General features: G+C 55.6%; 26 protein-coding genes. 14 read left to right on the top strand and 12 right to left on the bottom strand.

Annotated elements, in window-relative coordinates; all coding sequences use genetic code 11:
* Positions 1–21: 21 nt before the first annotated feature.
* From osmE to astA, 4 genes are all read right to left on the bottom strand, one after another.
* Positions 22–354, bottom strand: a complete 333-nt coding sequence (gene osmE, locus ACL2XO_RS14690) for an osmotically-inducible lipoprotein OsmE (RefSeq protein ID WP_413740945.1) — start codon at positions 352–354, stop codon at positions 22–24.
* A gap of 208 nt (positions 355–562) precedes the next feature.
* On the bottom strand, positions 563–1,054 hold the full coding sequence (gene spy / locus ACL2XO_RS14685; protein ID WP_132921640.1) for an ATP-independent periplasmic protein-refolding chaperone Spy: 492 nt from the start codon (positions 1,052–1,054) through the stop codon (positions 563–565).
* 366 nt (positions 1,055–1,420) lie between these two features.
* Positions 1,421–2,746, bottom strand: coding sequence for an N-succinylarginine dihydrolase (gene astB / locus ACL2XO_RS14680; protein WP_413740944.1), 1,326 nt, complete (start codon positions 2,744–2,746; stop codon positions 1,421–1,423).
* 20 nt (positions 2,747–2,766) lie between these two features.
* Complete coding sequence (astA, locus tag ACL2XO_RS14675) at positions 2,767–3,813, bottom strand: arginine N-succinyltransferase (RefSeq protein ID WP_413724430.1); 1,047 nt, start codon at positions 3,811–3,813, stop codon at positions 2,767–2,769.
* 682 nt (positions 3,814–4,495) lie between these two features.
* Between astA and ACL2XO_RS14670 the strand changes: the two genes are divergently transcribed.
* Entirely contained in the window at positions 4,496–5,791 is a 1,296-nt protein-coding gene (locus ACL2XO_RS14670; RefSeq protein WP_132921643.1) for an acyltransferase family protein, read from the top strand.
* A 106-nt stretch (positions 5,792–5,897) separates the two neighbouring features.
* Here ACL2XO_RS14670 and ACL2XO_RS14665 read toward each other — a convergent pair whose 3' ends face one another.
* Together ACL2XO_RS14665 and chaB are read right to left on the bottom strand one after the other, a co-directional pair.
* Positions 5,898–6,599 carry a gamma-glutamylcyclotransferase gene (locus tag ACL2XO_RS14665; protein ID WP_132921644.1) on the bottom strand — a complete coding sequence of 234 codons (702 nt, stop codon included), beginning with the start codon at positions 6,597–6,599 and terminating at the stop codon, positions 5,898–5,900.
* A gap of 347 nt (positions 6,600–6,946) precedes the next feature.
* A complete protein-coding gene (chaB, locus tag ACL2XO_RS14660) occupies positions 6,947–7,177 on the bottom strand; it encodes a putative cation transport regulator ChaB (protein ID WP_413724429.1) in 231 nt (76 codons plus the stop codon).
* A 396-nt stretch (positions 7,178–7,573) separates the two neighbouring features.
* On the opposite strand from chaB, the gene chaA reads away from it, so the two are divergent.
* Together chaA and dauA are read left to right on the top strand one after the other, a co-directional pair.
* Entirely contained in the window at positions 7,574–8,665 is a 1,092-nt protein-coding gene (chaA, locus tag ACL2XO_RS14655) for a sodium-potassium/proton antiporter ChaA (protein WP_132921646.1), read from the top strand.
* A 199-nt stretch (positions 8,666–8,864) separates the two neighbouring features.
* Positions 8,865–10,577 carry a C4-dicarboxylic acid transporter DauA gene (gene dauA / locus ACL2XO_RS14650; RefSeq protein ID WP_413724428.1) on the top strand — a complete coding sequence of 571 codons (1,713 nt, stop codon included), beginning with the start codon at positions 8,865–8,867 and terminating at the stop codon, positions 10,575–10,577.
* A gap of 203 nt (positions 10,578–10,780) precedes the next feature.
* On the opposite strand, the gene kdsA is transcribed toward dauA, so the two are convergent.
* The 5 genes from kdsA to hemA all read right to left on the bottom strand — a co-directional run bounded on the left by kdsA (position 10,781) and on the right by hemA (position 15,980).
* Positions 10,781–11,635 (bottom strand): 3-deoxy-8-phosphooctulonate synthase, encoded by an 855-nt coding sequence (gene kdsA, locus ACL2XO_RS14645; protein ID WP_413724427.1) that lies wholly within the window; start codon positions 11,633–11,635, stop codon positions 10,781–10,783.
* Positions 11,636–11,751: 116 nt separating this feature from the next.
* The gene (sirB1, locus tag ACL2XO_RS14640) at positions 11,752–12,561 is read right to left on the bottom strand and encodes an invasion regulator SirB1 (RefSeq protein WP_203521469.1); all 810 of its coding nucleotides are present in this window, start codon (positions 12,559–12,561) and stop codon (positions 11,752–11,754) included.
* Positions 12,562–12,745: 184 nt separating this feature from the next.
* Complete coding sequence (prmC, locus tag ACL2XO_RS14635; RefSeq protein ID WP_132921650.1) at positions 12,746–13,579, bottom strand: peptide chain release factor N(5)-glutamine methyltransferase; 834 nt, start codon at positions 13,577–13,579, stop codon at positions 12,746–12,748.
* On the bottom strand, positions 13,579–14,661 hold the full coding sequence (prfA, locus tag ACL2XO_RS14630; RefSeq protein ID WP_132921651.1) for a peptide chain release factor 1: 1,083 nt from the start codon (positions 14,659–14,661) through the stop codon (positions 13,579–13,581). Before prfA ends, prmC begins: the two co-directional genes overlap by 1 nt.
* A 32-nt stretch (positions 14,662–14,693) precedes the next feature.
* Positions 14,694–15,980, bottom strand: coding sequence for a glutamyl-tRNA reductase (gene hemA / locus ACL2XO_RS14625; protein ID WP_132921652.1), 1,287 nt, complete (start codon positions 15,978–15,980; stop codon positions 14,694–14,696).
* A 242-nt stretch (positions 15,981–16,222) separates the two neighbouring features.
* Here hemA and lolB point away from each other — a divergent pair, with 242 nt between their 5' ends.
* The 3 genes from lolB to prs all read left to right on the top strand — a co-directional run bounded on the left by lolB (position 16,223) and on the right by prs (position 18,746).
* Positions 16,223–16,846 carry a lipoprotein insertase outer membrane protein LolB gene (gene lolB, locus ACL2XO_RS14620; RefSeq protein WP_203521472.1) on the top strand — a complete coding sequence of 208 codons (624 nt, stop codon included), beginning with the start codon at positions 16,223–16,225 and terminating at the stop codon, positions 16,844–16,846.
* Positions 16,843–17,703, top strand: a complete 861-nt coding sequence (gene ispE, locus ACL2XO_RS14615) for a 4-(cytidine 5'-diphospho)-2-C-methyl-D-erythritol kinase (protein WP_413740943.1) — start codon at positions 16,843–16,845, stop codon at positions 17,701–17,703. The genes lolB and ispE overlap by 4 nt, the downstream gene beginning before the upstream one ends.
* 95 nt (positions 17,704–17,798) lie before the next feature.
* Positions 17,799–18,746 (top strand): ribose-phosphate diphosphokinase, encoded by a 948-nt coding sequence (gene prs, locus ACL2XO_RS14610; RefSeq protein WP_132921655.1) that lies wholly within the window; start codon positions 17,799–17,801, stop codon positions 18,744–18,746.
* A 177-nt stretch (positions 18,747–18,923) separates the two neighbouring features.
* Here prs and ychH read toward each other — a convergent pair whose 3' ends face one another.
* Positions 18,924–19,202, bottom strand: coding sequence for a stress-induced protein YchH (gene ychH, locus ACL2XO_RS14605; RefSeq protein ID WP_132921656.1), 279 nt, complete (start codon positions 19,200–19,202; stop codon positions 18,924–18,926).
* Between the two features lie 671 nt (positions 19,203–19,873).
* On the opposite strand from ychH, the gene pth reads away from it, so the two are divergent.
* The 8 genes from pth to ACL2XO_RS14565 all read left to right on the top strand — a co-directional run bounded on the left by pth (position 19,874) and on the right by ACL2XO_RS14565 (position 26,358).
* Positions 19,874–20,458 carry an aminoacyl-tRNA hydrolase gene (gene pth / locus ACL2XO_RS14600; RefSeq protein ID WP_203521473.1) on the top strand — a complete coding sequence of 195 codons (585 nt, stop codon included), beginning with the start codon at positions 19,874–19,876 and terminating at the stop codon, positions 20,456–20,458.
* Between the two features lie 135 nt (positions 20,459–20,593).
* Positions 20,594–21,685, top strand: coding sequence for a redox-regulated ATPase YchF (gene ychF, locus ACL2XO_RS14595; protein WP_132921658.1), 1,092 nt, complete (start codon positions 20,594–20,596; stop codon positions 21,683–21,685).
* A gap of 147 nt (positions 21,686–21,832) precedes the next feature.
* Positions 21,833–22,684 (top strand): MurR/RpiR family transcriptional regulator, encoded by an 852-nt coding sequence (locus ACL2XO_RS14590; protein WP_132921659.1) that lies wholly within the window; start codon positions 21,833–21,835, stop codon positions 22,682–22,684.
* Between the two features lie 251 nt (positions 22,685–22,935).
* Positions 22,936–23,772 (top strand): transporter substrate-binding domain-containing protein, encoded by an 837-nt coding sequence (locus ACL2XO_RS14585; protein WP_203521475.1) that lies wholly within the window; start codon positions 22,936–22,938, stop codon positions 23,770–23,772.
* A gap of 3 nt (positions 23,773–23,775) precedes the next feature.
* Positions 23,776–24,405, top strand: a complete 630-nt coding sequence (locus ACL2XO_RS14580; RefSeq protein WP_413740942.1) for a DUF1989 domain-containing protein — start codon at positions 23,776–23,778, stop codon at positions 24,403–24,405.
* A complete protein-coding gene (locus tag ACL2XO_RS14575) occupies positions 24,389–25,036 on the top strand; it encodes an urea carboxylase-associated family protein (RefSeq protein WP_413724423.1) in 648 nt (215 codons plus the stop codon). The genes ACL2XO_RS14580 and ACL2XO_RS14575 overlap by 17 nt, the downstream gene beginning before the upstream one ends.
* Positions 25,037–25,039: 3 nt before the next feature.
* The gene (locus ACL2XO_RS14570; RefSeq protein ID WP_413724422.1) at positions 25,040–25,693 is read left to right on the top strand and encodes an amino acid ABC transporter permease; all 654 of its coding nucleotides are present in this window, start codon (positions 25,040–25,042) and stop codon (positions 25,691–25,693) included.
* Complete coding sequence (locus ACL2XO_RS14565; RefSeq protein ID WP_132921664.1) at positions 25,693–26,358, top strand: amino acid ABC transporter permease; 666 nt, start codon at positions 25,693–25,695, stop codon at positions 26,356–26,358. The genes ACL2XO_RS14570 and ACL2XO_RS14565 overlap by 1 nt, the downstream gene beginning before the upstream one ends.
* Positions 26,359–26,360 lie beyond the last annotated feature (2 nt).

Raw genomic sequence — 26,360 nt, 5'->3', positions numbered from 1 at the left:
GCCGGGTTTGCTTCGTGGCCGTTATTGCTGCGGGTTGGTATCGTATTCCTGGCAGCTCTGGAACCCTTTGTTCAGGACGTGGTTGGTATCATCATAGCTGACAAAGTAATTGATGGGTTTACCGTCGCGAGTACCTAAAACATAGCTGTCACAGGTGCCGCGAGCATTAATCATGGTGGCTGACGTTGACGGCACACCGCCGATGGCGCGGGCTTGTTGTTTGGTCATACCCTTTTTAACGTCGCTAACCACGGGTTTTTTCATATAACTGTCGGCTCTGTCAAACAAGGTACAGCCGGAAAGCAGGGTTAATGCGGTAGCGGTGGTAAAAGCTATAACGATCTTCTTATTCATAATGTCACCTCTTTTGTTGTATGTACCGATAAGTCTAGATGGCAAAAGGCTTTTTTACAAATTCAAGCGCAACGGTAATGTGTATTTTCCGATTTTTCTTTAAGTTGACTTATGATTTTCAGCGGTCGACAGCGTTTTTGTTTGCACAAAAAAAATCGCGGCCGGAAGCCGCGATTGCCATTAAACGTTTTACTCAAAAACCGGGGGGTTATTTAGCAGCATCCTTTTGGGCCATTTTTTCCGCATGCTGCTGATATTTGGCATTAAATTCCTTTTTTTGCTCCGGTGTCAGGACATTGTACATTTTGTTCTGCATTTCAAGCCGAGCCAGCATACGCTGGTTTTGTTCCTGCGACTGGGCAGTGACAAATGCCTGGGCTTTGGCGGAGTCAAAGCTGTCCGAGGCGATGATCTCGTGCATTTGCTGACGTTCAGCCGCAGAAGGCATATTCACTTCTTTGCGGGTTTCCTTGAAAATATCGCGCATCTGCTGATGCTGCTGTTCGGTCAATTTCAAGCCCTTGAACATCATGTCCATCATTGGTCCATGATGATTACCCTTATGGTGCATCATCATTTCGCCTTTAGCCGGCGCATCGGTAGTCGTCGTGGATGTGGTGGTGGTATCGGCGGCGGAGGCTAATTGAGCTGAACCTAATACCAGGGTAGTGGCCATGAATAAAGCGGTTAATTTACGCATAATTTCCTCAATGTCTGCTTATATTCTGTCGGGAACTTTTCTTAGCGACAGTGTGCGCTACAGAAACAAGTCTACTCTAGATAACTTAAAGTAATGACATTATGCGTAAATAACTTAAAGCCTGTGATTCACTTTTAAGGCGATCGTGGAGAAATCATGAAGATTGTGTCGGATATTCGTAATGAGATCCGTCAAAATAATATCTATTGCATTGATTTATATCATAACGATTAAATCATATTCCTACCAGGGAAAATACCATTGAGGAGCCCTGACGACATCTGTTATTACAATTTTCTTGCCGTCGGAAATGGATGTTACCTTTTACTCGTACAAGTCAAGGCTGTCGCTGAAATATATACCGGCCTATTGCTGGAAAGGATAGACGGACCCCAAATCAAGCAATTGGGTCAATTCATCCAGCGCGGTACGAACTTCATTCAATAAAGCCGGATCGGCCAAATCCTGCTGATTCAGGCGGTCGCGATAATGCCTGTCCACCCATTGACTCAATTGCAAAAACAGATATTCAGTCATGAGTACCCGCGGATTCACCGCCCGGTACTCATCCTGCGTCAAAATGATCCTTAATCTCAGGCATGCCGGCCCGCCGCCGTTACGCATACTCTCCCGCAGGTCCACTACGCGGATATCATCAATAACGCCGTTTTCCGCCGCCAGCTCTGCCAGATAACGCCAAACGCCAGGGTTGCGGCGGGCCTCTTCAGGCACCACCAGCGTCATATGCCCGTCTTGCCGGCTTAATAGCTGGCTGTTAAACAAATAGGTTTGCACCGCATCGGCCACGGAAACACGATCCGCGGGCACTTCCACAGGCAGGAAGTCCTGTTGCAGCAAGGCCAGGCGGCGCCGGAGCCGATCGCGTACCGAGACGCCGTCCATAAACGCATGCTGATGGTAAAACAAGACCTGTTCGTTACTCACCGCAATCACATCGTTATGAAAAACCCCTTCATCGATTACCGCCGGATTTTGCTGCACCAGCAAAGTTCGCTCCGGCGCCAGTTGATGCAAGCGGATGATGGCTTCGCTGGCCTCGCGGGTCTGTCTGGCGGGATAACGGCCGGGCTCCGCGCCGCCGCCGTAGCCGTCTTTCCCATAGACAAACAGCTGGATGCCCGGCTCATCATAACGTCCCAGACGGCTGTGGTTGGCCGCGCCTTCGTCGCCAAGCAGCGCCACGGACGGCAAGGGGGGATGATGCCGGAAATAGCGGCCATCGGCGAATATCGCCGCAAGAACGGCACCGGTGGTCTTGGCTTCCAGCGCCCGATGAAACTTATTGTTCAGGTTGGCGACGGTAAAATGCACCCGGCCGTCCGCGCTGTCCACCGACGGACTGACGGTGGCGGCGTTGGCGACCCACATGGCGGAGGCGGAACTGACCGCCGACAGCAACTGCGGATATCGGGCCGCGGCGGCCAATATCTGCCCGTCGGTGCCGCTAAAACCCAACTGCCGCAAGGCGGGCAAGTGCGGCCGCTCGTGGGGCGGCAGCACGGCCTGCGGGAAGCCGGCGTCAGACAGGGATTTCATTTTCAACAGACCCTGTTGAGCCGCCAGGCGCGGATTGGCGTCATGATTGCGGTGACGGGTGGATGCCTCATTCCCGAACGACAGCCCGGCGTAATGATGGGTCGGTCCCACCAGCCCGTCAAAATTGACTTCCATGCTTCGCTTCATAATCACCCTTATGTCTGTGCCGTCCCGGACGGCAGCCTGACGGGCACCGCCCTCACCTGCCGTCCGGGAGAAAGGCGCAGGGAGGCATGGATTTCAGCGCTGATCATCAGCCGGTCCCGTTCCGGTCTCGGCTGTGCCGCTACCACCCGGTAAGCGGGGTAATCGTCATTCGCCAGCAGATACCATGGCGCGTCCCGGTCCGGTCCGGCGTCTTCCGATAACGCAGTGACCCAAAGCCGGCTTTCCCGCACCGTGCGGATATTATCGATGTCAGCTTCAAGAACCGGACCACCGTCGAAAATATCAATATACCCCTGATAACGCAGTCCCTCAGACTCCAGCACCGCCCGCGCCGGCTCGGTGTGCGGGTGTACCTTGCCAATCACCGCACGGGCCTCCGGCGCCAGGAAATCCACATATAAAGGATGCTTAGGCATGAGTTCGGCGATAAAAGCCTTGCTGCCGGTACCGCTCAGGTAATCCGCCCGGGCAAAATCGATGGAGAAGAAATGCTGGCCCAGATTGGCCCAGAAAGGAGAATGTCCCTGCTCATCGCAATAGCCGCGCAGCTCCGCTATCACCCGCTGGGCAAAATGCTGCCGGAACGCCGCCATAAACAGCAGGCGCGCTTTCATCAGTAACTGACCGTTGGTGCCGTGACGGTAATCCGGATCGAGAAACAATGTGCAGAGCTCACTCTGGCCGGTATGATCGTTGCTCAGATACAGCGTCGGTACCGCTTTATAGACATTCAGGCTTTTAGAAGCGTGGACCAGGGTGCCGACGCGAAAATTGTACCAGGGTTCATTCAGGCCCACGGCGGCTTCAATGGCGCTTACGCCCACCACTTTGCGGCGCTCGCTGTCCTCCAGCACAAACAGGTAGCCCTGCTCGGCGCGTTCCGCCGCGCCTTGCCAAGTGCGCAAGGAACGATCAATACGGGCGGCCAGCACGTCCCGGTGGGTGGGGAGGGAAGTAAGCCCGGCGCCGGTTTTATCCGCCAGACTCATTATATCCATTAAATCGCCGGCTTCCACCGGACGGATCGTCATCATGATAAGAGTCCTCAAGACGCGGAAATTCGCCCATCGCTTAGGATGAGTATAATCCGTACAAAACATGCCAGCAACGTAATACCAATGAATAAAATAACTCTGGTTCTTTTAAAACAATAGCTTACTTCACCATATTATTCATTTTTACTGCATAAAAAATGAATATAATGCATAAAGCCCCCTTCTTCGTTTTGAATCCGAAAAATTATGCACGGCCTGATATTCTCGTTCAGACAAGATCAACTTCAGACGGCCCATGACGGGATGTTTGTGCCGGGTTCAGGAAATGTCCCATAGCCTTGCGGACCGTCGCTGTGGATAATCCTTTTGGAGCGAAGCCATGAGCAGAACGCACCGCATTTGTGTTTGCGCCTGACAAGTTTGGTAATAAAAGCGGCCGTTACCGTAACCAAACTGTCATCTTGCGCTGGGATAGTGGATTGTGGTCCGACGATATGGCGAGAGGAAACGGGAATCGCTGCCCTCTTCCGCTGCCGATCAAGTGTCGGACTCAACATCGCCGCGATGGCCGGGACGTTGAATAAATGGATAACAAGCGTTCAGCCGGGCCACCCATAAGACAGTTAATATTTTTAAACTAGAATTGTTTTTCTGCTAGGTAGTTACTGACACCTGCCCGCCACTGATTGGCCAGACAAGGCCTCAGCCCGGAGAGATTTTTATGAAACCATTAGAAAAAGAACGTTTTATCGGCCTTGAATGGCTGCGCTTTCTACTCGGCTGTTATGTCATGCTTTACCATACTTCCCATAACTATCCGCAGTTCCAAGGAATTTTCGGTCTGAGTGAATTGACCAGTATGGGTTTTTTCGCCACCAGCAGTTTTTTTGTATTATCCGGTTTCCTGCTTGCCCACGTCTATGTGCGGGGTAATACCCTGCGCGACCCGGCCCCGCGTTTTTGGGCCAAGCGCTTATTCAATCTTTATCCCATTCATATCGTGGCCCTGGTGTCGTCGGTTCTGGTGATAGCCCTGATGCAGTGGCTGGCCATTCCGCCGGATGGGCCCGGCAGCAGCGTGCGGTTTGTGGTTTACGACACTAATGAAATCCTGGGACGAACCCACCCGGAGCTGTTCCAGCATTACATGGATAATATCCAGTTGGCCTTTAACAGTTTACTGCAGCTTTTCCTGCTGCAGGCCTGGAATCCCTACTTCCTGACGTTCAATGCGCCCCTGTGGTCGCTATCGACGCTGTTTTTCTTTTATATTCTCTTTCCCTATTTTGCCCCGCGCCTGATGAACGCCCGGCGGACCTGGACGTGGCTGGCCATTATCTGGATCCTTTACCTGCTGCCGCCGGTCTGGGTCATTTGGAAACATCTCTACGGCGTACCTTACACCGGCATGCTGCAACGGGTGCCTCTTTTCCGTATACCGGAATTCTTCGGCGGTATTTTGGGCTATGCCCTATTCCGCCGGGCCCGGCTCCGGCAACAGTTCATGTCGATATGGCAACGCCGGGCCCTGGTGATTTTTATCGTCTGCTGTTTCCTGGCCGCCACGGTACTGTTCACCCACGGGGCGAAATTCTGGTATTTCCTGCTGCATAACGGCCTGCTGCTGCCGTCCCAAATAGCCCTGATCTATCTTTGCGCCCTGGCCCGCACGCCGCAAAGCGCCTGGCTGCAGCGCTGGTCGCCCCGGCTCGGCGCCGCCTCACTGTCGATGTTCGCCCTGCATGTTCCTTTGTTTAATCTCTTTCGTACCCTGGAACAATTTTTCCGCGGCAACCCCGCGGCCTGTTTCAGTGATTGGGAAGGAAGCATCGCCGCGGCGGGCAACGTGCAGCTGTCCCTGAGCGGCTATGCTCTTTATCTGGTGCTGACCATCATGGTATGCGTGGTTTTCCAGGAGCAGTTCGTGACCCGCATGCGCAAAAGCCTGGTGACGCGCTTTCTGGAAAAAAGCCCGCCGATGCCCCGGCTGAGCAGGGCCGGAACCTCAAATTCCTAAGGGTCTAGGCGCAATCGGTTTAGAGGCCCGGCTACAGCGGCCGGGCCTCTGAGCGTGCCAAGGCGTCAACGGAGAACCTGCGAACAGGTTTTGATTGAAGTGAACGTTAAAACGGCGGACCGTCAAACAGGTTCTGATTGATGGCGGATTTGCCACGCAGCAGTTGCCGGACCTGATGCACCAGTTCAACCATGCATTCATCATGCATGCCGTAGTTATTCAGCTCCTGCTCCAACGCGAACAGATATTGTGCGTTGGTGCCCAGCGGACCGCTGGCGCAGGCGATTAACGGCGCGATAATCTGGGAACGGGTATCCGCCTCGAAGAAAGGGTGCTGGGAATCCATGACAAATGCCAGCGCGGTGACCTTTTCATCGTTTTCCAGCGTCAGTTCGCTCCAGGTCGGCAGGTAGCAACCGGTAAGCATCTCCCGTTTCCACAGCAGTTCCAGTTCTTCATGCAAACGATCTTCAGGCAGCCGAAAGGCCAGGCCGGTGGTTTGCCCGCCTTCTTTCAGCGCCAGCATCCGCCCGGGCTGGGCAACGGTGCCGCGCCCGGCGATCAAACGCAGGCAAAAAGCGCGGTGCCAGCCCGACAACGTTGCAGGACGGACCTCTTCCGCCTCGAATATGGGATTCCACATCAGGGAACCGTAACCGAAAATCCACACCGGGCTATTATCCGGCCGACGCTCCAGCGTGCTTTGCAAGGAAGCGCGACGCTGCTCTGGTGTTAACAACAATGCCTCTTCAATGATGCCGAAGGCAGTTTTACAATCAGCTTTTTGCAGGAAATCACGCGTTAACACTGATGATATTCTCCTAACCACATACGCCGCCCGTCAGGGTAAAGCCGCCAGTTGAATATTTGAATTCCTTATCATGTAATAGCTCATTAATAAAACACTATTAAAATGACCATATAAGTTTCTTACCCTATTATCAAGCTTGATCTGTGTCACACTATGTTTATGCCGTGCTAATCAGCACGTAAATGAATTAAAAGGCGGGTAAGGCCAACGGCATGGCGATTTGAACCGCGGCGATAATCCCTATCGCCGGGGCATGTTTCAGGGAATAGACGCTATTGCGGGCAGATGCCGGACAACGGCCAGGGCTTGAAAAGGGTTAGTATGGATATCACTGCGGGCGCGGGTTATGATTTAGGGTGCCAACGATCGTCTTCACCTTTCTGGTATTTGTGTTTTACCGCAGCCCAGGCCACTTTATGAGCGGTCTCTTCGCGGGATTCGTCTCCACGGCGTTCGGCCTTTTCCTCATATTGATCCCAGGCATGATTAAACGCCTCGCGATAAATATCCTGGGCGTGTTTTGGCAGAACGTGACTGACGCTGTCAGGTAATGAATGATTAGATTTGTAAGGCATAGGGTCCTCCTGGCTCAATCTCATTAAAGTGTAGCGGCAAATGCCGGCGTAAGCCAAACGGCAGGCGGCAACGTATTATAAGAAGCGGCTTTTTAAGCCGGCAGATTGGGAATTGTATTTGACAGGCGGATTCAGCGACTTTTTGGTCTAACATGCCGTTTAATAGCAAATAATTAAATATTTTTAATATATCAAATATGTGTTCATTCTATTAAATTGCGATGAAAAAGAGGTTTTTTTACCGGTTTCGCCCATTATATTTTTTTAACGTTCATTTTATACATATCTTGACATATTTCGCATTGTTTTCTGGTAATATTCTCCAGACGATAAATGCTGAAACCCGATTAATTCACCGTCCGGTAACCAGCCTTACCTGCAAGGAGATTACCTATTATGAAGTCGTCCGAACAAGGGATCAAAACACGCCATAAAGAATATACCCTGTTATTTCCCCTCGCCGCGCTGGCAATATTGATATTTTGGGGTTCCGCCTCCACTTTTTACGCTACTCTGGTTATCAATCTGCTGGCTTTGGCGGCGATCCTGGTGAGCGCCTTTAACGTGGTGCGCCATGCGGATGTGCTGGCCCACCGGCTGGGCGAGCCCTTCGGCTCGCTGATATTAAGCCTGTCGGTGGTGATACTCGAGGTCAGCCTGATTTCAGCGCTGATGGCCACCGGCAACGCTTCGCCTGCCATCATGCGTGATACCTTGTTTTCCGTCATCATGATTGTCACCACCGGCCTGGTGGGTTTCTCTCTATTGCTGGGAGGACGCAAGTTCGCCACCCAGTTCGTTAATCTGGCGGGTATCAAGCAATACCTGATGGCCATTGTGCCGCTGGCGATTATCGTGTTGGTGCTGCCCGCCGCCTTGCCGAAAGGTAATTTCAGCACGGCCCAGGCCCTGTTCGCCGCCGCGATTTCCGCGGCCATGTATGGCGTGTTCCTGGTCATCCAAACCAAAACGCACCAGAAATGGTTCGTGTATGAGCATGAAGACGGCGACGACGATGCCCACGGTAAACCTTCCGCCCACAGCTCCACATGGCATGCCGGCTGGTTAATCGTTCATTTGCTGGCGGTGGTATCGGTTACCAAGTTCAACGCCGGGCCGCTGGAACAATTGCTTGGCGATCTGAATGCCCCGCCGCAGTTCACCGGCTTTCTGGTGGCCTTGCTTATCCTCTCGCCGGAAGGATTAGGTGCCATCAAGGCTGTGCTGAAAAACCAGGTGCAGCGGGCAATGAATCTGTTTTTCGGCTCGGTACTGGCCACCATCTCCCTTACCGTGCCGACGGTGACGGTGATCTCCATCCTCACCGACCATCCCTTGGCCTTCGGACTGGATCTGTCGCAAATCGTGGTACTGTCCACCGCCCTGATTCTGTGTCAAATCTCATTTTCCACCGGGCGCACCAACGTGCTGAACGGCACCGCTCATTTAGCGTTATTCGGCGCCTACCTGATGACGCTGATGCTGTGACCTCCTCTTCCGGCGTGGCCCTGGCGGGCCCCAACTCTTGATATTCCGTTAACATCCCCGGCCGTCGGGCCGGGAGGAGGCTCTTTTTTCAGGCGCGATAAAGTTTTCACTGGTTTTACCCTTGTAAAAACTGTTATTTTAGTACTTCTTCAAGACGGACCCACGGCCCGCCTCAGTTACGTTTTGGTTCGTCGTTCCAATGAAAAGTCATATATTTACCGGTATCCGCCCGTTCAGTGCCCTTATTGAAGCCTGCTGGAAAGAGCCCTATAGTTTACAGCGCCTTATCAAAGATACTATCGCCGGGGTCACGGTCGGCATTATCGCCATCCCCCTTTCCATGGCTTTGGCCATCGGCAGCGGCGTCGCGCCGCAATACGGTCTGTATACTTCCGCCGTTGCCGGTATCATTATCGCCCTGTTCGGCGGATCGCGCTTCAGCGTCTCCGGCCCCACCGCCGCTTTTGTGGTGATCCTTTATCCGGTGTCGCAACAGTTCGGCCTGGCGGGATTGCTCATTGCCACCCTGCTCTCCGGACTGATCCTGATGTTTATGGGGTTCGCCCGGCTGGGTAAGCTTATCGAATTTATTCCCCTGCCGGTGACGCTGGGTTTTACCTCCGGCATAGGCATCACCATCGGCACCATGCAGATAAAGGATTTTTTCGGTCTCCAGCTCAACACGATACCGGCGGAGTATCTCGGCAAGCTGGCGGCGCTGGTAGGAGCATTACCCACCTTCAACCTCGGCGACACCTTGGTGGGGGTGGCCACCATGGCGGTACTGGTCTACTGGCCGCGCCTGGGTATCCGTCTCCCGGCGCACCTGCCGGCGCTATTGATTGGCTCCGGCGTCATGGTGGTGCTATGGGCATTTCATTTGCCGGTGGCCACTATCGGTACCCGGTTCGGTTATGTGCTGGCAAACGGCGCCCACGGTCAGGGCATCCCGCCCATTTTGCCGCAGTGGATATTGCCCTGGAACCTGCCGGATGCCCACGGCCAGCCAATGGCGTTTGACTGGCACACCATTTCGGCTCTTTTACCGGCGGCGTTTTCCATGGCGATGCTGGGGGCTATTGAATCGTTATTATGCGCCGTGGTGCTCGACGGGATGACCGGCATTAAACATCAGTCCAATAACGAGCTGATTGGCCAGGGCCTGGGAAATATCGTCGCACCCTTTTTCGGCGGCATTACCGCCACCGCCGCCATCGCGCGTTCGGCGGCCAATGTCAGGGCCGGCGCGACGTCGCCGATCTCTTCGCTGGTCCATTCGGGTTTGGTGCTGCTGGCGCTGCTGATACTGGCTCCCGCCTTGTCCTATCTGCCGATGTCGGCCATGGCGGCCCTGCTGCTGCTGGTGGCCTGGAACATGAGCGAGGCGCGCAAGGTTATTTACCTGCTGCGGCGGGCGCCGAAGGACGATATCGCGGTCATGCTGTTGTGTATGTCCCTGACGGTGCTTTTCGATATGGTCATCGCCATCACCGTGGGTATTGTCCTGGCTTCGCTGCTGTTTATGCGCCGCATCGCCAGTATGACCCGCATCAGCGAGCTGCCGCAAAGCGCCGCCGGGCAATATCGGGTGTTCCGGATTAACGGGCCGCTGTTTTTTGCCGCCGCCGAGCGCATTTTTGATGAACTGGCGGTGTTGACCCGCGACGATCGGCTTATTGTCCTGCAGTGGGATGCGGTTCCGGTATTGGATGCCGGCGGTCTGCAGGCGTTTGTGCGTTTCAGTGAACACCTGGCGGCGGATAAACAGCTTATCGTCACCGATATTCCCTTTGGGCCGCTGAAAACCCTGGCCCGAGCCAATATCCATCCCATCGAGGGCCGGCTGGCGTTTTATCCGACGCTGACCCAGGCCTTGCAGGAACTGGCGGAAACAAAGCCCGCCGTCGCCTGATAGGCGGTATTCCGATCCGCAGCGCGCCACGGGAGAGCTCTCTTTAACGGGGTTGGTGCACGTACGGTGATGGTGGGCTTACCGCGCTGTGGGGCGCTCCGGCGGGCGGTAAAACCACGCCCGCCTCGATCCCATCAGCACGGTTTCCCGTTAACACGTTCATTGCGCGATCGACGATCGCCGGCCTAGGTATCCCGCTTATCTTACCGGCTGGTATCCAGCGCCGGGAAGCTTTTCACCAGATCATCAATGGCTTTCATCTGCACCAGGAAAGGCTCAAGCTTATCCAGCGGCAGAGCCGAGGGGCCGTCGCATTTTGCATGCTCCGGATCCGGATGCGCTTCGATAAACAGGCCGGCGATGCCCACCGCCATGCCGGCGCGGGCCAGTTCCGCCACCTGTGCTCGGCGACCGCCTGAAGCGGCGCCGAACGGGTCGCGGGTTTGCAGGGCATGGGTAACGTCAAAAATCACCGGACAGCCGCCGGAAACGCGGTTCATCACGTTAAAACCCAGGATATCCACCACCAGGTTGTCGTAGCCGAAATTACTGCCGCGGTCGCACAGGATAACCTGGTCATTACCGGCTTCGTGAAATTTATCGACGATATTTCCCACCTGGGAAGGGCTGATAAACTGCGGCTTCTTCACGTTGATCACCGCGCCGGTGCGGGCCATGGCCTCCACCAAATCGGTCTGGCGGGCTAAAAACGCCGGCAGTTGAATCACATCCACCACCTCGGACACTATTTGCGCCTGCGCCGCTTCGTGCACGTCGGTAATGATTTTGACGCCGAACTGCGCTTTGAGCTCCTGGAAGATTTTCATGCCCTCCTCCAGCCCCGGACCGCGATAGGAGTGGATAGAGGAGCGGTTGGCTTTGTCAAATGATGCCTTGAACACGTAAGGTATGGCGAGTTTTTGCGTGACGGTAACGTAGTGTTCGCAGATACGCATGGCCAGTTCGCGGGACTCGAGCACATTCATGCCGCCGAACAGGACAAAGGGGCGATCGTTTGCTACGGGAATTTCGCCAATATTAACTGTTTTTTGCTTCATATCAGGGCCTTATTATCATAAATCGAACCGCGGCGCTATAGAGCCGTCATACTCCAAGTTGCGGGTACGCGGGCTTTGCCGCAACTCGAATTATCCAGGGTATAGCGTTATAGACATTAATGCAGCGTCACCGATTTCTGCTCAATTGAATGGATCTGTACTTTGATCATTTCGCTTATGGGGTCTTCAGGACACTGCTCAACGAAATAATTGAGATCGGATAATGCAACATGATCGCATTCCAGCTGCGCATAAATCAAACCGCGATCGCGTATTTCATAAGGATCGTCGGGATCGAATTCCAGCATGGCCTCGCTGGCGCCCAGTGCCAGCTCCATCTGTTTTTCATCCATCAGCGCGGATTTCAGGGTATCCAGCAGTTTTCGCACCACCGTGCCGTTGTCCGCTTCCTCCAGGTCTTCGTCCACCAGCTCTATACCGGTGCCGATATTGCCGCGCAGCCAGATGTCCAGGGTGTGTTCATCCAGGGTATCTCCGTTGATGGGATTAATAAGCCACATTTCGCCGTCCAGCCAACCGGCGCGCAGGATCATCTGGGTGGGGAATATTACCGGCAACAGGGGAATTCCCAGGCCCTGGGCGATATGCAGCAGAATGATACCCAAGGAGGTGGGCAGCCCCTGGCGGCGCTCCAGCACCCGATCCAGCCATAGCGCGTCAGAGAGACGGTAAACGCCCCCCACTCCGCCAAAGCCCCAGATTCGGTAAAATAGATTCAGCAATAAATCGAGCTGTTGGTCCGGCCGCATATCCTCGGGGATATATTCCCGCGCCTCTCCTGTCAGCTTTGCCAGCTGCTGGCGGACGCTCTCGGCGGGGAAGTCCTGGCGGATGGCAAGAGAGATACGCATGACACCCTCGCTAAGCGGTGAGAGGTTGTATTCAAAATCCGCAATATTACTCATAGTAATCCTGTCAGCAAAGGCTGTTTGCTGGTTGCCAGACGGTAATAAATGTAAAAACGGGCCAGCGCCGGTAAAAGCGCGGGGGAAAAAATGAAAGGAAGGTCCATACCGTCGTTAAATGAAAGTACTTGATTGCCATGTAAGCACTCATCATTGCTCCATCATCATCGTCATGATCGGCGTCTCACACCGGCCATTGTCCCATTGAAACACGTTCATTGCCGCCGTAGTCGTTCCGGCTGCCTACCCGATCAAAACCGGCCCGGGACAACAGGCCGCGCACAGCCTCGCCCTGTTGCCAGCCATGCTCCAGCGCCAGCCAGCCCCCAGGGTGCAAATGACCGCCGGCGCCGTTGATAATGCTCGCCAGGTCCGCCAGCCCCGATGACGCCGCCACCAGTGCGCCGCGCGGCTCGAAACGAACATCGCCACGGCCTAAATGCGGGTCTTCGGCATCAATATAGGGGGGGTTACTCACAATAAGGGTATAGCGCTGTCCCTGCAATGATTTAAACCAACTTCCCGTTGCGAATGCGGCATTGGTCAAACCGAGGCTGCGCGCGTTCTCCCGCGCCAGGGCCACCGCCCCGGCCTGCACGTCGATGCCGGTGAGCCGCCAGCCCGGACGTTCGCTCGCCAGCGCCAGCGCAATGGCGCCGGTGCCGGTGCCCAAATCGAGCACATCCGCCTGCGGTTCTTGCACCAGCGCCAGGGCCTGCTCAACCAGGCATTCGGTATCGGGTCGCGGTATCAGCGTCACCGGCGAGACTTTGAGCCTGAGTGACCAGAATTCCCGCTCGCCGGTAAGATAAGCGATGGGCTCGCCGGCCTCGCGCCGCGCCAGCAGGTCCGTCAGCAGGGAAACCTGCGGCGGCGTCAGCGGCGTTTCGTCAAAGGCCAGCAGCCAGGTACGCGGGCGGCCCATCACGAAACCGAGCAAAATCTCGGCGTCCCGTTTGGGGCTTTCCCCCGCCGCCAGTCGCCGGGTGGCGACGTTGAGCCACTCGCGTATCTCCATCAGGACTGATCCGCCAGCGCCGCCAGCTGATCGGCCTGATACTCCTGCATAATCGGCTGGATAAGCATATCAAGCTTGCCTTCGATAACTTCATCCAGCCGATACAGCGTCAGGCCGATACGATGATCCGTCACCCGCCCCTGCGGGAAATTATAGGTGCGGATGCGATCGGACCGGTCGCCGCTGCCCAGCAAATTACGGCGGGTCGACGCCTCTTCCAACTGGCGCCGGTGTATTTCAGCGGCACGCAGGCGGGCGCCCAGCACCGCCAGCGCTTTGGCTTTGTTCTTGTGCTGTGAGCGCTCATCCTGGCATTCCACCACCAGCCCGGTGGGCAAGTGGGTAATGCGGATGGCGGAATCAGTGGTATTGACATGCTGTCCGCCGGCGCCGGAGGAACGGAAGGTGTCGATGCGCAAATCGCCGGGGTTGATTACCGGCAACTCTTCTTCAGGAATGGCCGGCATCACCGCTACCGTGCAGGCGGAGGTATGAATGCGGCCCTGGGATTCGGTTTCCGGCACCCGCTGTACCCGGTGGCCGCCGGATTCGAATTTAAGCTGGCCGTAGGCGCCGTCGTTCTCGATTTTGGCGATGACCTCTTTGTAACCGCCCTGCTCGCCGTCGCTGGCGCTGATGATTTCGATACGCCAGCGGCGCGCTTCGGCGTAACGGCTGTACATGCGAAAGAGATCGCCGGCAAAGATGGCGGCTTCGTCACCGCCGGTGCCCGCACGGACTTCCAGAAAGCAGCCTCGTTCGTCATCAGGATCCTTGGGCAGCAAAAGCAGCTGCAGCTCACGCTCCAGCTCTTCCTGCAGCGCTTTGGCCTGTTTCAGCTCATCTTGCGCCATATCGCGCATTTCCGGATCGTCCAGCAGCGTTTCAGCCGTGTCGATATCGTCTTGCACTTGCCGCCAGCGCTGAAAGGACGCCGTAACATCGGTCAGTTGCGCATACTCCCGGGACAGCGCGCGAAAACGCTCCTGATCGGTAATGACGCCGGGATCGCCGAGGAGAACCTCGACTTCTTCCTGGCGCTCTTGTAACGCTTCCAGTTTGGCAACAATAGAAGGCTTCATGGATGGTGGTTTTACCTTGTAAGTATAATGAGCTAGTCCAGTCCCAGACTGTCCCGCAGGATTTGCAGCCGCTGGACGTCACCGTCGCGGGCGGCCTGTTGCAGCGATTTGGTTGGAGCGTGGATAAGGCGGTTGGTCAAGCGATGACTCATTTCCCGGATCACGTCTTGCGGGTCGGCGCCGAGACTAAGGGCGGCCAGGGCGCGCGCCTCGATATCGGCTCGCAGGGTATCGGCCTGGCTGCGGTAATCGCGAATGGTTTCCACCGCGTTCTGCCCGCGCAGCCAGCCCATGAAATCAAGACATTCCTGCTCAACGATGGCTTCCGCCTTGACGGCGGCGGATTGCCGCTGAGCCATGTTTTTTTCGATGATGGCCTGCAGGTCGTCAACCGTATAAAGATAGGCGTTGGGAATCTTGCCCACGTCCGGCTCAATATCCCGCGGAACCGCGATATCCACCAGCAGCATCGGCTGATTTCGGCGCAGCTTCATGGCCCTCTCGGCCATGGCCTTGCCGATGATAGGGAGGGTGCCGGCGGTGGAGCTGATGATGATATCGGCTTTGGCAAGCATATCGTCGATATCCTCCAGGCCGATAACCTCGGCCCCCACCCGATCCGCCAGGCGCCGGGCCCGCTCCAGGGTGCGATTGGCGATAATCAGGGATTTGACCTTATGTTCGCGCAGATGCCGCGCCACCAGTTCGATGGTCTCACCCGCGCCCACCAGCAGCACCGTCACCTCGGCAAGGGATTCGAATATCTGCCGGGCCAGGGTACAGGCGGCAAAGGCCACCGACACGGCGTTGGAGCCTATCTCGGTTTCGGTGCGTACCCGCTTGGCCACGGAAAAGGCTTTCTGGAACATCCGTTCCAGTTCGCCGGCCTGGACATGGCCGCGCTGGGAATCGGCAAAGGCTTTTTTTACCTGCCCGAGGATCTGCGGTTCACCCAGCACCAGCGAATCCAGCCCGCTGGCCACCCGCATCAGATGGCTGACCGCCTCATCGCCCAAGCGCCAGTACAGGCTTTGGCGCAGGTCTTCGGGGGAAAGTTGGTGATAATCACACAGCCATCGTATCAATTTTTCCTGGAGAACGGTTTCCTGGGGATTCGCTTGCGGATGATTCTCTTGCTGGTCCACACTGAGGTATAATTCGGTGCGGTTACACGTGGACAGCACGACACCACCCTGCACCAGCGGCTGCTGAAGCAAGCTTGCCAGGGCCTGATCAAGGGTATCGGGTGCAAATGCCACCCGCTCGCGAAGTGCGATCGGCGCTGTTTTATGGTTGATGCCTAAGGCCAGCAAAGTCATAGAATACGGCTGATAAATAATACGAGTAATTGTATGGTTATGGTTTAGGTGCATTCTACTTGATGCCGGCTTTCAATAAAAGTCGCACCGCATTTTCGCACCATTAGACTGTTTAGCTTGTTAAACTATATATATTGTGTGGGATTAAAATACCACCTATCAAAGAAATTGACGCTATCCTAGCGGTCCGTTAGCGTGATGAAAACCATAAAACCAACAAATAATTAAGGAAGCTGTTCCCCATGCCGAAGCGTATTTCAGCCTGTTTCCGGGTCCTCCCGCTGGCCGCCCTGCTCCTGGCGGCGTGTAGCGTTCATACGCCCACCGGTCCGGCAAAGAGCCAAACCTCGCCGGAATGGCGGCAACATGAACAAGCGGTATCACAATTAACGCATTATCAAACCCGCGGTTCCTTCGCCTATATTTCCACCCGGCAAAAGGTCTATGCCCGGTTCAACTGGCAGCAAACCGGTCCCGACCGCTATCGGCTGCTGCTCACCAGTCCCCTAGGCAGCACCGAAATGGATCTCAGCGTTCAGCCAGGCGTGGCCCAGGTGATTAACAGCGAGGGCAAAAAATATGTCAGCGACGATGCCCAACTGATGATCCATAAGCTGACCGGGATGGACATCCCTTTGGATAATCTTCGCAAGTGGATGCTCGGGCTGCCGGGGGATGCGCAGGACTTCACCCTGGATGACAGGGGATTGCTCAAGCAGGTTAACTACAGCCGGAACGGGCAGTCCTGGACGGTGACCTACCAGGACTATCGCGACGGCACGCAGCCGGCGATGCCGGCCAATATGGAGCTTCGCCAGGGCGATCAGCGGATCAAGCTCAGAATGGATAGCTGGGACCTGAAATGATTCATCGCTGGCCGTCACCGGGCAAACTCAATTTATTTCTCTATATCACCGGTCGCCGGGCCGACGGCTACCATCTGCTGCAAACGCTGTTTCAGTTTCTCGACTACGGCGACCAGCTTACCATCGAGCCGGTGAACACCGGCGTCGTTCGGCTGCTTACTCCGCTTCCCGGCGTGGCGGCGGAGGAGAATCTCATCGTGCGGGCCGCGGAATTATTGCGGCGCCATCCTCTTGCGGCAAAAAATAAATTTTCCCGGCCCGGCGCCGATATATGGTTGGAGAAACGGCTGCCGATGGGGGGCGGATTGGGGGGCGGCTCATCCAACGCGGCAACGGTGCTGGTAGCCCTCAATAATTTGTGGCAATGTGGGCTGGATAACATGGAATTGGCCCGTCTCGGGCTATCCCTGGGCGCCGACGTGCCGGTGTTCGTGCGGGGCCGCGCGGCGTTTGCCGAGGGTATCGGGGAAATATTGACCCCTGCCTCGCCGCCGGAGAAATGGTATCTGGTGGCGATGCCGCCGGTGTCCGTTTCCACCCCGGTTATCTTTGCCGATCCGGCGTTGAAAAGAGACTCGCCGGCACGCTCTCTGGAGACCTTATTACGTGAGCCGTTTCAGAATGTTTGTGAACCAATCGCAAGAAAACATTTTTACGAGGTTGAACAGCATCTTTCATGGCTGTTAGAATACGCGCCGTCGCGACTGACTGGCACCGGCGCTTGTGTATTCGCTGAATTCGATACCGAGACCGATGCCCGCCAGGTGCTTGAGCAAGCCCCGGCATGGATGCATGGTTTTGTAACTCGTGGCGTCAACGTTTCTCCATTATATGACACGTTGGCCGGGGCGAATTGAGATTTTACCCGTGTGGCATTGCCCCGTATGGCGCTCCAGTCCCGAGTGTTATCCTGTGCAATACCTTCTCTGGACGCAAGCCTGAGGTTCTTCTCGTGCCTGATATGAAGCTTTTTGCTGGTAACGCCACCCCGGAACTAGCACAACGTATTGCCAACCGTTTATACACCAGCCTAGGGGACGCCGCTGTGGGTCGCTTCAGCGACGGCGAAGTCAGCGTGCAAATCAATGAGAACGTGCGCGGTGGGGATATTTTCATTATCCAATCCACCTGTGCGCCAACCAACGATAACCTGATGGAACTGGTGGTCATGGTCGATGCGTTGCGCCGGGCCTCCGCCGGACGCATCACCGCCGTTATCCCTTACTTTGGCTATGCCCGCCAGGATCGTCGCGTACGTTCCGCCCGGGTACCCATCACCGCAAAAGTCGTGGCCGACTTTTTGTCAAGCGTGGGGGTCGATCGTGTTCTGACGGTTGACCTGCACGCCGAACAGATTCAGGGCTTTTTCGATGTGCCGGTGGATAACGTGTTCGGTAGCCCGATCCTGCTGGAAGACATGTTGCAGCAGGAATTGGAAAACCCCATCGTCGTTTCACCGGATATCGGCGGCGTGGTTCGTGCCCGCGCTATTGCCAAATTGCTCAATGATACCGATATGGCCATCATCGATAAACGCCGTCCCCGCGCCAATGTTTCGCAGGTGATGCATATCATCGGCGACGTGGCGAACCGTGACTGTGTTTTGGTTGACGACATGATCGATACCGGCGGCACCTTGTGCAAGGCGGCTGAAGCGCTGAAGGATCGTGGCGCCAAGCGTGTTTTCGCCTATGCCACCCATCCTATCTTTTCCGGCAATGCCATTGACAATATCAGAAGCTCGGTGATTGATGAAGTGATTGTTTGCGATACGATTCCCTTGTCGCCCGCTATCAAAGCCTTGCCCAATGTCCGTACCTTGACATTGTCAGGCATGCTGGCTGAAGCCATACGCCGTATCAGCAATGAAGAATCAATTTCCGCCATGTTTGAGCATTGATGCAGCAGGGTTTTAAACGTTAAAAATTTGCGCTAGGCGGGCGCTCTGGACCCGCCCGTAAAAAAATCAGCCCGAACCTGCGAGACAAGTTCGGGACAAGGGGACAAGCTCTTACGCTTTTCGGGCGCAAGTCATGATGATTGCGCAACCCTATGGCATCAACGATGCAGGGGTTGGTTATTTGGGTAAATGATGGCCGGCGCGGCGGCAGCGTTCGTCAAACCTGCGCAGCCACCAGTAACGGTCGGTGACGCGTTCATGGCCGCCCACACGGGCACCGGTCAACCACAGCAGCGCTCCGATAAATATGCCCATGATAGCGCCGTTGGCCAGCAGCGGATTCATATGTAATTGTGGTAATTGATTCATGACTGAACAGGCGAGCCCGGCTATCATCATGACCATCCCGACGCCCATTAAACCATTACCCATCATTAATGCTGATTTACGTTTCATCGTCCACCTCCGGGTTCATCAATGAAATCGGCAATCTTGTATCTCATTGAGTCCTACTGGTTAAAGTATAGTCAGCAAGGGGCGATGAACATCGTGCCTGCGATCACAATGTCAAGATTTGGTCATACAATTAAACACTTTTCAGTTTTCAATTCAGTCCATGCCATACGGCGAAATGGCAGTCATTAAAAGGCCCGGGCACAGAAAGGCCCTGTCCTCGCCAAGGCAACAGAAATAAAATTATGTCAGCCAAGACATATCAAATTATAGAGTGTATCAAAAGGTAACGGATGCATCGATTAACCAGATTCACTGGCCGCCTGGGAGTGAGGCGCAATCGCCTGATAAAAAAAGCCCCGGCACAAGGCCGAGGCTTAAAAGGGGCCCCCTCTCCGGCGCTTATCTCCGGCACTCACTGAAGGTGGTGTTAGCTCTGCCGAGGGGTAGTTTTGATTATACACAATAGGACCTGTCTTATTGCACTTTTATTGCGATCCGGGGACGTCTGCCAGGGTTCGTGAAGGTCCCGCCACAGCCGTGAAATACCGGCGTTGAAATCTGCTATTATAAGCGCCGGATTTTCTTGTAAATCGCCGGGTAGCAGCGATATCAGGCATAGCGCCACGCCTTTAATCCGTCAAAAAGCTGTACATAGTGAGAATGTAAATGTCATGTCGATCAAATTAATTGTGGGTCTGGCCAATCCCGGTGCGGAATACGCCGCGACCCGGCACAATGCCGGCGCCTGGTATGTGGATGCGCTGGCCCGGAACTCCCGCCTCGACCTTAAGGAAGAGAGCAAATTTTACGGCTACACCGCCCGCCTGCTTATCGCCGGCCAGGATATCCGCTTACTGGTGCCCACCACGTTCATGAACCTGAGCGGCAAAGCGGTGGCGGCAATGGCGACTTTTTACCGCATTTTACCCGAAGAGATCCTGGTGGCCCATGACGAGCTGGATTTGCCGCCGGGCAACGCCCGCCTTAAGCTTGGGGGGGGGGCCGGCGGCCATAACGGCTTGAAAAGCATCATCAGCTGCCTGGGCAACACCCAGCAATTCCACCGCCTGCGCATCGGTATCGGCCATCCCGGCGATAAAAATAAAGTGGTGGGTTTTGTCCTGGGCAGACCGCCGTTAAGCGAGCAGGGTCTGATAGATAAGGCTATTGACGAGGCGGTGAAATGCACGCCGATATTAATCGCCGACGGCGCGGTCAAAGCCATGAACCGCCTGCACACCTTCAAAGCCGAATGACCCGCCCAGCAGCCCGGCGCCTTGCGGGCAATCGAGTTATAGACGGTTTGTGTGTATAATAATGCCTTGGGCTGTGGTTTATGATGCGGCCAATATTAACCAATTGATAATAAAGCTATTTAAGGTGAGTTAACCATGGGTTTCAAATGCGGAATTGTGGGTCTGCCGAACGTGGGCAAGTCCACGCTGTTTAATGCGCTGACCAAAGCGGGAATCGAGGCGGCAAATTTCCCATTCTGCACCATTGAGCCGAATACCGGCGTGGTGCCGATGCCCGATGTCCGCCTGGACCAGCTGTCCGCTATCGTTAAACCGCAGCGTATCGTTCCCACCACCATGGAATTCGTGGATATCGCCGGACTGGTAAAAGGGGCGTCGAAAGGCGAAGGATTGGGCAACCAATTCCTGACCAATATTCGCGAGACCGAGGCCATCGGTCACGTTGTACGCTGCTTTGAAAACGATAATATCATCCACGTGGCGGGCAAGGTCGATCCGGCGGAGGATATCGACGTCATTAACACCGAGCTGGCGCTATCGGATCTGGAAGCCTGCGAACGGGCGCTGTTCCGGGTGCAAAAGCGCGCCAAAGGCGGCGATAAAGACGCCAAAATCGAGCTGGCCGCGCTGGAAAAATGCCTGCCCCACCTGAGCGAGGCCGGCATGCTGCGCACGCTGAACCTCACCGATGAAGAAAAAGCGGCCATCCGCTACCTGAGTTTCCTTACGCTGAAACCCACCATGTATATCGCCAACGTCAATGAAGACGGCTATGACAACAATCCATACCTGGATACGGTGCGCAAGATTGCCGAAGCCGAGGGCTCGGTGGTGGTGCCGGTCTGCGCGGCGGTGGAATCCGATATCGCCGAATTGGAAGAAGACGAACGAGCCGAATTCATGGCTGAGCTGGGCCTGGAAGAGCCGGGGCTGAATCGCGTGATCCGCGCCGGCTATGAGCTGCTCAATCTGCAAACCTATTTTACCGCCGGGGTCAAAGAAGTGCGCGCCTGGACCATTCCGGTGGGCGCCACCGCCCCGCAGGCGGCGGGTAAAATTCATACCGATTTTGAAAAGGGCTTTATCCGCGCCCAGACCATCGCCTTTGACGACTTTATCAATTACAAAGGCGAGCAAGGGGCCAAAGAAGCCGGCAAGATGCGCTCCGAAGGCAAGGAATATATCGTCAAAGACGGCGATGTGATGAACTTCCTGTTCAACGTCTAACGATTTTCTCGATCCTTATGATCGTTTAGCGGCCCTAGCGCAACCGGCGCGAAACCGAGCTGTTCGGCCGGGTGTGAGAAGCAGATTCCGGATGACAACACGGCACGTTCTGTGCAGGATGAGACTTTTCCATATCAGGGATCATTCATGAGCGTAAAAACGGCATCGCTGGAAGGCCGTATCCGGCAACACTGGGATCAGCTCTCGTTGCACGAACAGCGTTTAGCCGATGTCTTATTGGCGGCGCCCGGCCAGTTGGCGATGAACACCGCAACCGAACTGGCGCAAAGCGCGGGCGTATCCAAAGCCACCGCGACGCGTTTTTTCCGGCACCTCGGCTATGAAAGCTACGATGCCGCACGCCGTCAGGCGCGGGATATGCAGAGCAGCGGCTCTCCCCTTTATCTGCAAGCCGCGCCCAACTCTTCGCCCCTCGACAGTTTGATGCAAAGCCATCTGGAGAAAGAGGTTACCAACCTGGTTAACACCTTCCGTTCGCTGGAAAGCCACCAGTTGGAGGCCTGTGTTGATGCAATCGCAAAAGCGCGTCGCGTGGTGGTGATGGGCTGGCGCCATAGTCAAACCATTGCGATGCTGATCTACCGCGATCTGGTCCACGTTCATCCAGACGTACGCTTGCTGCCCCGTGCCGGCGATTCACTGGCTGAGCATATGGCCGCGCTCGGTCCGCAGGATATGGTCATTTGCGTCGGTCTGCGGCGGCGTATGCCCGCGCTGGAAGCCGCAATGAATACCCTTCAGGAACTTGGCGTGCCCATGCTCTATATCTCCGACGTGCTGGCCGGCAAGCCGGCGAAGCATGCGCGCTGGGTATTGCGCTGCCATACCGACGGCAGCTTGATTTTCGACAGCACCGTGTCGCTGTCCGCCGTTTGCAATCTGCTCTGTTCACTGGTGGCACGCAGCATGGGCAAAGTCAGCAACGACCATCTCGCTACCATTGAAGCTCTGCATCAGAGCCTCGACGAACTGGAATGATGTCTCCATTGGTGCACGATATAATCATTTTCTCACCAAACAAGTGCAGCGGCAGGATCCGACGCCGCTTTGTCGTCCATCTATGTGAAACCATAGAAATATAAATTACAATAATTGAAACTTATGTTTCTTATTGATTCCTTGAGAAAAAGCGGTTTCTAAGCTCAACCCCGCTCTATGCCCAGAGCAAAGCTGGCATGAAAACTGCTCGGTCATTCATGACCATTCACCCATCTCAGGGAATCACCATAATGAAAAAAACAGCGCTGCTGATCGCCACGTTGCTCACCCTTGGCGCAGCAACAACCGCTCAGGCCGACACGCTGTCGGATATCAAAAGCAGCGGCAAAATCACGGTCGGCATCGATCCCACCTTTCCGCCTTATGAGTTCACCAATGATAAAGGCGAGATCACCGGCTACAGCGTGGCTATCATGGAGTCTTTCGCCAAAGACCTCGGCGTGAAACTGGAGTTTCAGAAAACCGCCTTCAGCGGCATTCTGCCGGGACTGATTTCCGGCTCGTTCAATGCCGAAGGTTCGTCTCTTAACGTTACCGCCGAGCGCGCCAAGAAAGTGCTGTTCACCACGCCGTACAGCAAAACCGTTAATGGCGTACTGGTTCGTGAAAGCGAAGCGAAAACATTCAACGGTAAAACGGTGGCTGCTGAAGATCTTTCAGGCCTGCGGGGCGCGGTGAAAAGCGCCAGTGTGCCGGAGCAGTTGCTCAAAGGCTTTAACGAGACGCTGAGCAAGGAAGGCAAGAAGCCCATCACCATCATCAGCGTCGATACGCTGGATCAAACCGTCAGCACCCTGATGACCAAACGCGCCGACTTTGTGTTTGACGATATCTCGGTACTGGCGCCCATCGTGAAAAAATACCCTAACAAAGTGGTACAGGTGGGGGAAGCCGGTCCATCCCAGTGGATGGCTTGGGCAACGCGTAAAGATGACATCAGCCTGAACAAAGCCATCAGCGAACACATCCTGACCATGCAGAAAGATGGCGAACTCGCCGCTCTGCAAAAACAGTATCTCGGCACCACCTTTACCGTGCCCGAAAGCAATTTTATTCCTCAGGAGTAAGTTATGTGTCAATCAACGCTGACGGTGCCCGCGGGTCACGGTAAAACCTTCCGTGTGAACAAGGGGCAATTCATTACCGTCATTGACGCCGAAGGACAGCAGGCCGCCGATTTTGTGGCGGTCAACGCTGATGACCTTAATGAAAAACTCTCACCGGTACATACGCGCCAGCATCTTCGATCGCTGTTTTTCAAGCCGGGGGATGCGCTTTGGTCCAGTGAAAACCGCCCAATGTTGCGCATCGTCGCCGATACCATCGGCATCCACGATGCCAATGTGCCCGCCTGCGATCGCACCCGCTACAGTATCGATTTCGGCGTGGAGGGCCATCGTAACTGCGTCGATAACCTGCTCGAAGGTATGAACGCACATGGCGTGACCTACTTTAGCCTGCCGGAACCGTTCAACCTGTTCCAGAATGGGCCGGTTACCGCCGATGGCCGTATGGAAGTCACCGATCCCAACAGCAAAGCGGGTGATCGTATTGTATTTGAAGCGCTCTGCGATCTGATTTGTGCGGTCTCGTCCTGCCCGCAGGACATCATTCCCGGCAACGGTTTGCAGGTAACACCCATTGAGATAAAAATCGGCAACGGTTATGACGAGGAGGTACGGCATGTTGTTAATGCGTGAAGCCTGGGCCGAAAATGAAGTACGTTCACTTGCCGCGCCGGTCAACGTTAACGCGGGCGAAGCGGGTTCGATCCCCGTGCTGCGCGGTCAACTGCTGCGAATTACCGCCATGGGAGAAGGGGCGGTGGCATCATTATTCGGCTTTAGCCTGGCCGATCCCGCCGTGTGGCTCTCTGTGCATCACACCCGCGTGTTCAGCAACAGCTATCTGCTGGGTTCGGGGATGCGGCTGGTGAACAACCGGCGTCGTCCGATGATGGTGCTTGGCAAAGACAGCGTAAAACGTCATGACTTGCTGTTGCCGGGCTCCACTCGCCCGTGGCTGGCGGAGCGCGGTTATCAGGGCCAAGGCTGCATGGAAGCGGTGAAGGGAGAATTGGCGCGCCTTGGCAGGTCGGTGCCTAAACTGCCGGATCCCATCAACCTGTTTATGCACGTCCATCTGACCCGTGAAGGGGAAATCCTGCCGGAAATCAACCACACGCAGCCGGGGGACAGCATTACCTGCCGCGTGGTGATGGATACGTTGTTCATCGTCTCGGCCTGCTGTACCGGCATCGAGGGCAACGATAAACCGGCGCCGCTGCGTCTGTCGGCGGCGGAAAACCTGTCGGCTTTTGGCGAGGGGTAACCCATGCCGGGACTGGATGAACAGGTGCTGGCCGCATTGCCGGAATTAGGACGCGGCCTGCTGATGACGCTTATCCTAACCGTGCTGGCGGCGCTGCTCAGCCTGGTGCTGGGACAGCTCATCTGTTTTCTTCAGCTTCGCCGCGCCTGGCCGTGGCGCGCCGTTGGGCGGCTTTATGTCAGTCTGATGCGCGGTACACCGGCAATCGTACAGCTGTTTGTGGTGTTTTTCACCTTGCCGCGCCTGGGCCTCGGCGGCCAGCCAATGCTGGCCGCCGTGCTGGCAATCGGCATGAACAGCGGCGCCTATGTTGCGGAGATTCTCCGGGTGAATCAAAGCCTGGTGACGCGGGGTCAGCGCGAAGCCGCACGCACGTTGGGTTTGAGTCGCGTGATGACGTGGTGGTATGTCATCAATCCGCAGGTGATGCATGCCGCCCTGCCCATGCTGGTGAACGAATTCACCATTCTGCTGAAAACCACGCCTCTGGCGTCGGTAGTGGCGCTCACCGAACTGACTTACGCGGGGCAAATCGTGATTGCCCGCACTTACGATGCGACTCAGGTACTGCTGCTGGTATCAGCGGGTTATTTGCTGATTGCGCTGCCGCTGATTGGCACGGTACGCCATCTGGAAGCAAAACGGAGGACGGCGTAATGGACTGGCAGGCGATCATCAGGTCATTACCGTCCCTGGGCGACGGCATGATTGCCACGCTCCAACTCTGTGCCATAGCGGCGTTCTGTTCGTTGTCGTGGGGCGCGCTGATGGCGGTGGCATTATTACGCGCGCCGCCTTTTTGGCGGCGGTTGCTGCAGATCTACACCAGCCTGACGCTGGCATTGCCGCTGCTGGTGGTTGTCTATCTGCTCTACTTCGTGCTGCCGGAATATGACATCACCTTTACCTCGCCGCAGGTGGGCGTGCTTGCGCTGACGCTCTATTACGCGCCGTACATCGCACAGGTGATCCGCTCCGCCATCGGGGCCCTGCCCCACGGCCAGTGGGAAGCCTGCCGCGTATTGGGTCTGAGCCGCAGTGAACAGCTGCGGGATGTCGTGCTGCCGCAAACGCTGCCGCAGATGTTATCGCCGCTGGTGGGGCTGATGATCGGGCTCATCAAGGACTCAGCGCTGCTGTCGATTGTGTCGGTGCAGGAGTTTATGTACGCCGCGAAGCAGGCGATTTCCGATACTTACGCGCCATTGGAAATTTATCTTACCGTGGCGCTGTGTTACTGGGTGCTGAACAGCCTGATTGACTGGCTGGCGCGCCATATTGAATATCGCATGACACGCTATCGTCGCGGCATGCAACATTAACC

The sequence above is a fragment of the Sodalis sp. RH15 genome (assembly GCF_047324255.1).
Classification (GTDB): domain Bacteria; phylum Pseudomonadota; class Gammaproteobacteria; order Enterobacterales; family Enterobacteriaceae; genus Acerihabitans; species Acerihabitans ligni.
This window is presented reverse-complemented; position numbering and strand designations above follow the sequence as displayed.

Coding starts and splice junctions, on each gene's coding strand:
- ACL2XO_RS14580 (WP_413740942.1), top strand. CDS start 23,776: ATGTGTCAATCAACGCTGACGGTGCCCGCGGGTCACGGTAAAACCTTC.
- lolB (WP_203521472.1), top strand. CDS start 16,223: ATGCCGAAGCGTATTTCAGCCTGTTTCCGGGTCCTCCCGCTGGCCGCC.
- ychF (WP_132921658.1), top strand. CDS start 20,594: ATGGGTTTCAAATGCGGAATTGTGGGTCTGCCGAACGTGGGCAAGTCC.
- prfA (WP_132921651.1), bottom strand. CDS start 14,661: ATGAAGCCTTCTATTGTTGCCAAACTGGAAGCGTTACAAGAGCGCCAG.
- prmC (WP_132921650.1), bottom strand. CDS start 13,579: ATGGAGATACGCGAGTGGCTCAACGTCGCCACCCGGCGACTGGCGGCG.
- kdsA (WP_413724427.1), bottom strand. CDS start 11,635: ATGAAGCAAAAAACAGTTAATATTGGCGAAATTCCCGTAGCAAACGAT.
- ACL2XO_RS14590 (WP_132921659.1), top strand. CDS start 21,833: ATGAGCGTAAAAACGGCATCGCTGGAAGGCCGTATCCGGCAACACTGG.
- ACL2XO_RS14565 (WP_132921664.1), top strand. CDS start 25,693: ATGGACTGGCAGGCGATCATCAGGTCATTACCGTCCCTGGGCGACGGC.
- ACL2XO_RS14575 (WP_413724423.1), top strand. CDS start 24,389: ATGTTGTTAATGCGTGAAGCCTGGGCCGAAAATGAAGTACGTTCACTT.
- astB (WP_413740944.1), bottom strand. CDS start 2,746: ATGGAAGTCAATTTTGACGGGCTGGTGGGACCGACCCATCATTACGCC.
- pth (WP_203521473.1), top strand. CDS start 19,874: ATGTCGATCAAATTAATTGTGGGTCTGGCCAATCCCGGTGCGGAATAC.
- ychH (WP_132921656.1), bottom strand. CDS start 19,202: ATGAAACGTAAATCAGCATTAATGATGGGTAATGGTTTAATGGGCGTC.
- astA (WP_413724430.1), bottom strand. CDS start 3,813: ATGATGACGATCCGTCCGGTGGAAGCCGGCGATTTAATGGATATAATG.
- osmE (WP_413740945.1), bottom strand. CDS start 354: ATGAATAAGAAGATCGTTATAGCTTTTACCACCGCTACCGCATTAACC.
- ACL2XO_RS14570 (WP_413724422.1), top strand. CDS start 25,040: ATGCCGGGACTGGATGAACAGGTGCTGGCCGCATTGCCGGAATTAGGA.
- spy (WP_132921640.1), bottom strand. CDS start 1,054: ATGCGTAAATTAACCGCTTTATTCATGGCCACTACCCTGGTATTAGGT.
- dauA (WP_413724428.1), top strand. CDS start 8,865: ATGAAAAGTCATATATTTACCGGTATCCGCCCGTTCAGTGCCCTTATT.
- chaB (WP_413724429.1), bottom strand. CDS start 7,177: ATGCCTTACAAATCTAATCATTCATTACCTGACAGCGTCAGTCACGTT.
- hemA (WP_132921652.1), bottom strand. CDS start 15,980: ATGACTTTGCTGGCCTTAGGCATCAACCATAAAACAGCGCCGATCGCA.
- ispE (WP_413740943.1), top strand. CDS start 16,843: ATGATTCATCGCTGGCCGTCACCGGGCAAACTCAATTTATTTCTCTAT.
- sirB1 (WP_203521469.1), bottom strand. CDS start 12,561: ATGAGTAATATTGCGGATTTTGAATACAACCTCTCACCGCTTAGCGAG.
- ACL2XO_RS14585 (WP_203521475.1), top strand. CDS start 22,936: ATGAAAAAAACAGCGCTGCTGATCGCCACGTTGCTCACCCTTGGCGCA.
- chaA (WP_132921646.1), top strand. CDS start 7,574: ATGAAGTCGTCCGAACAAGGGATCAAAACACGCCATAAAGAATATACC.
- ACL2XO_RS14670 (WP_132921643.1), top strand. CDS start 4,496: ATGAAACCATTAGAAAAAGAACGTTTTATCGGCCTTGAATGGCTGCGC.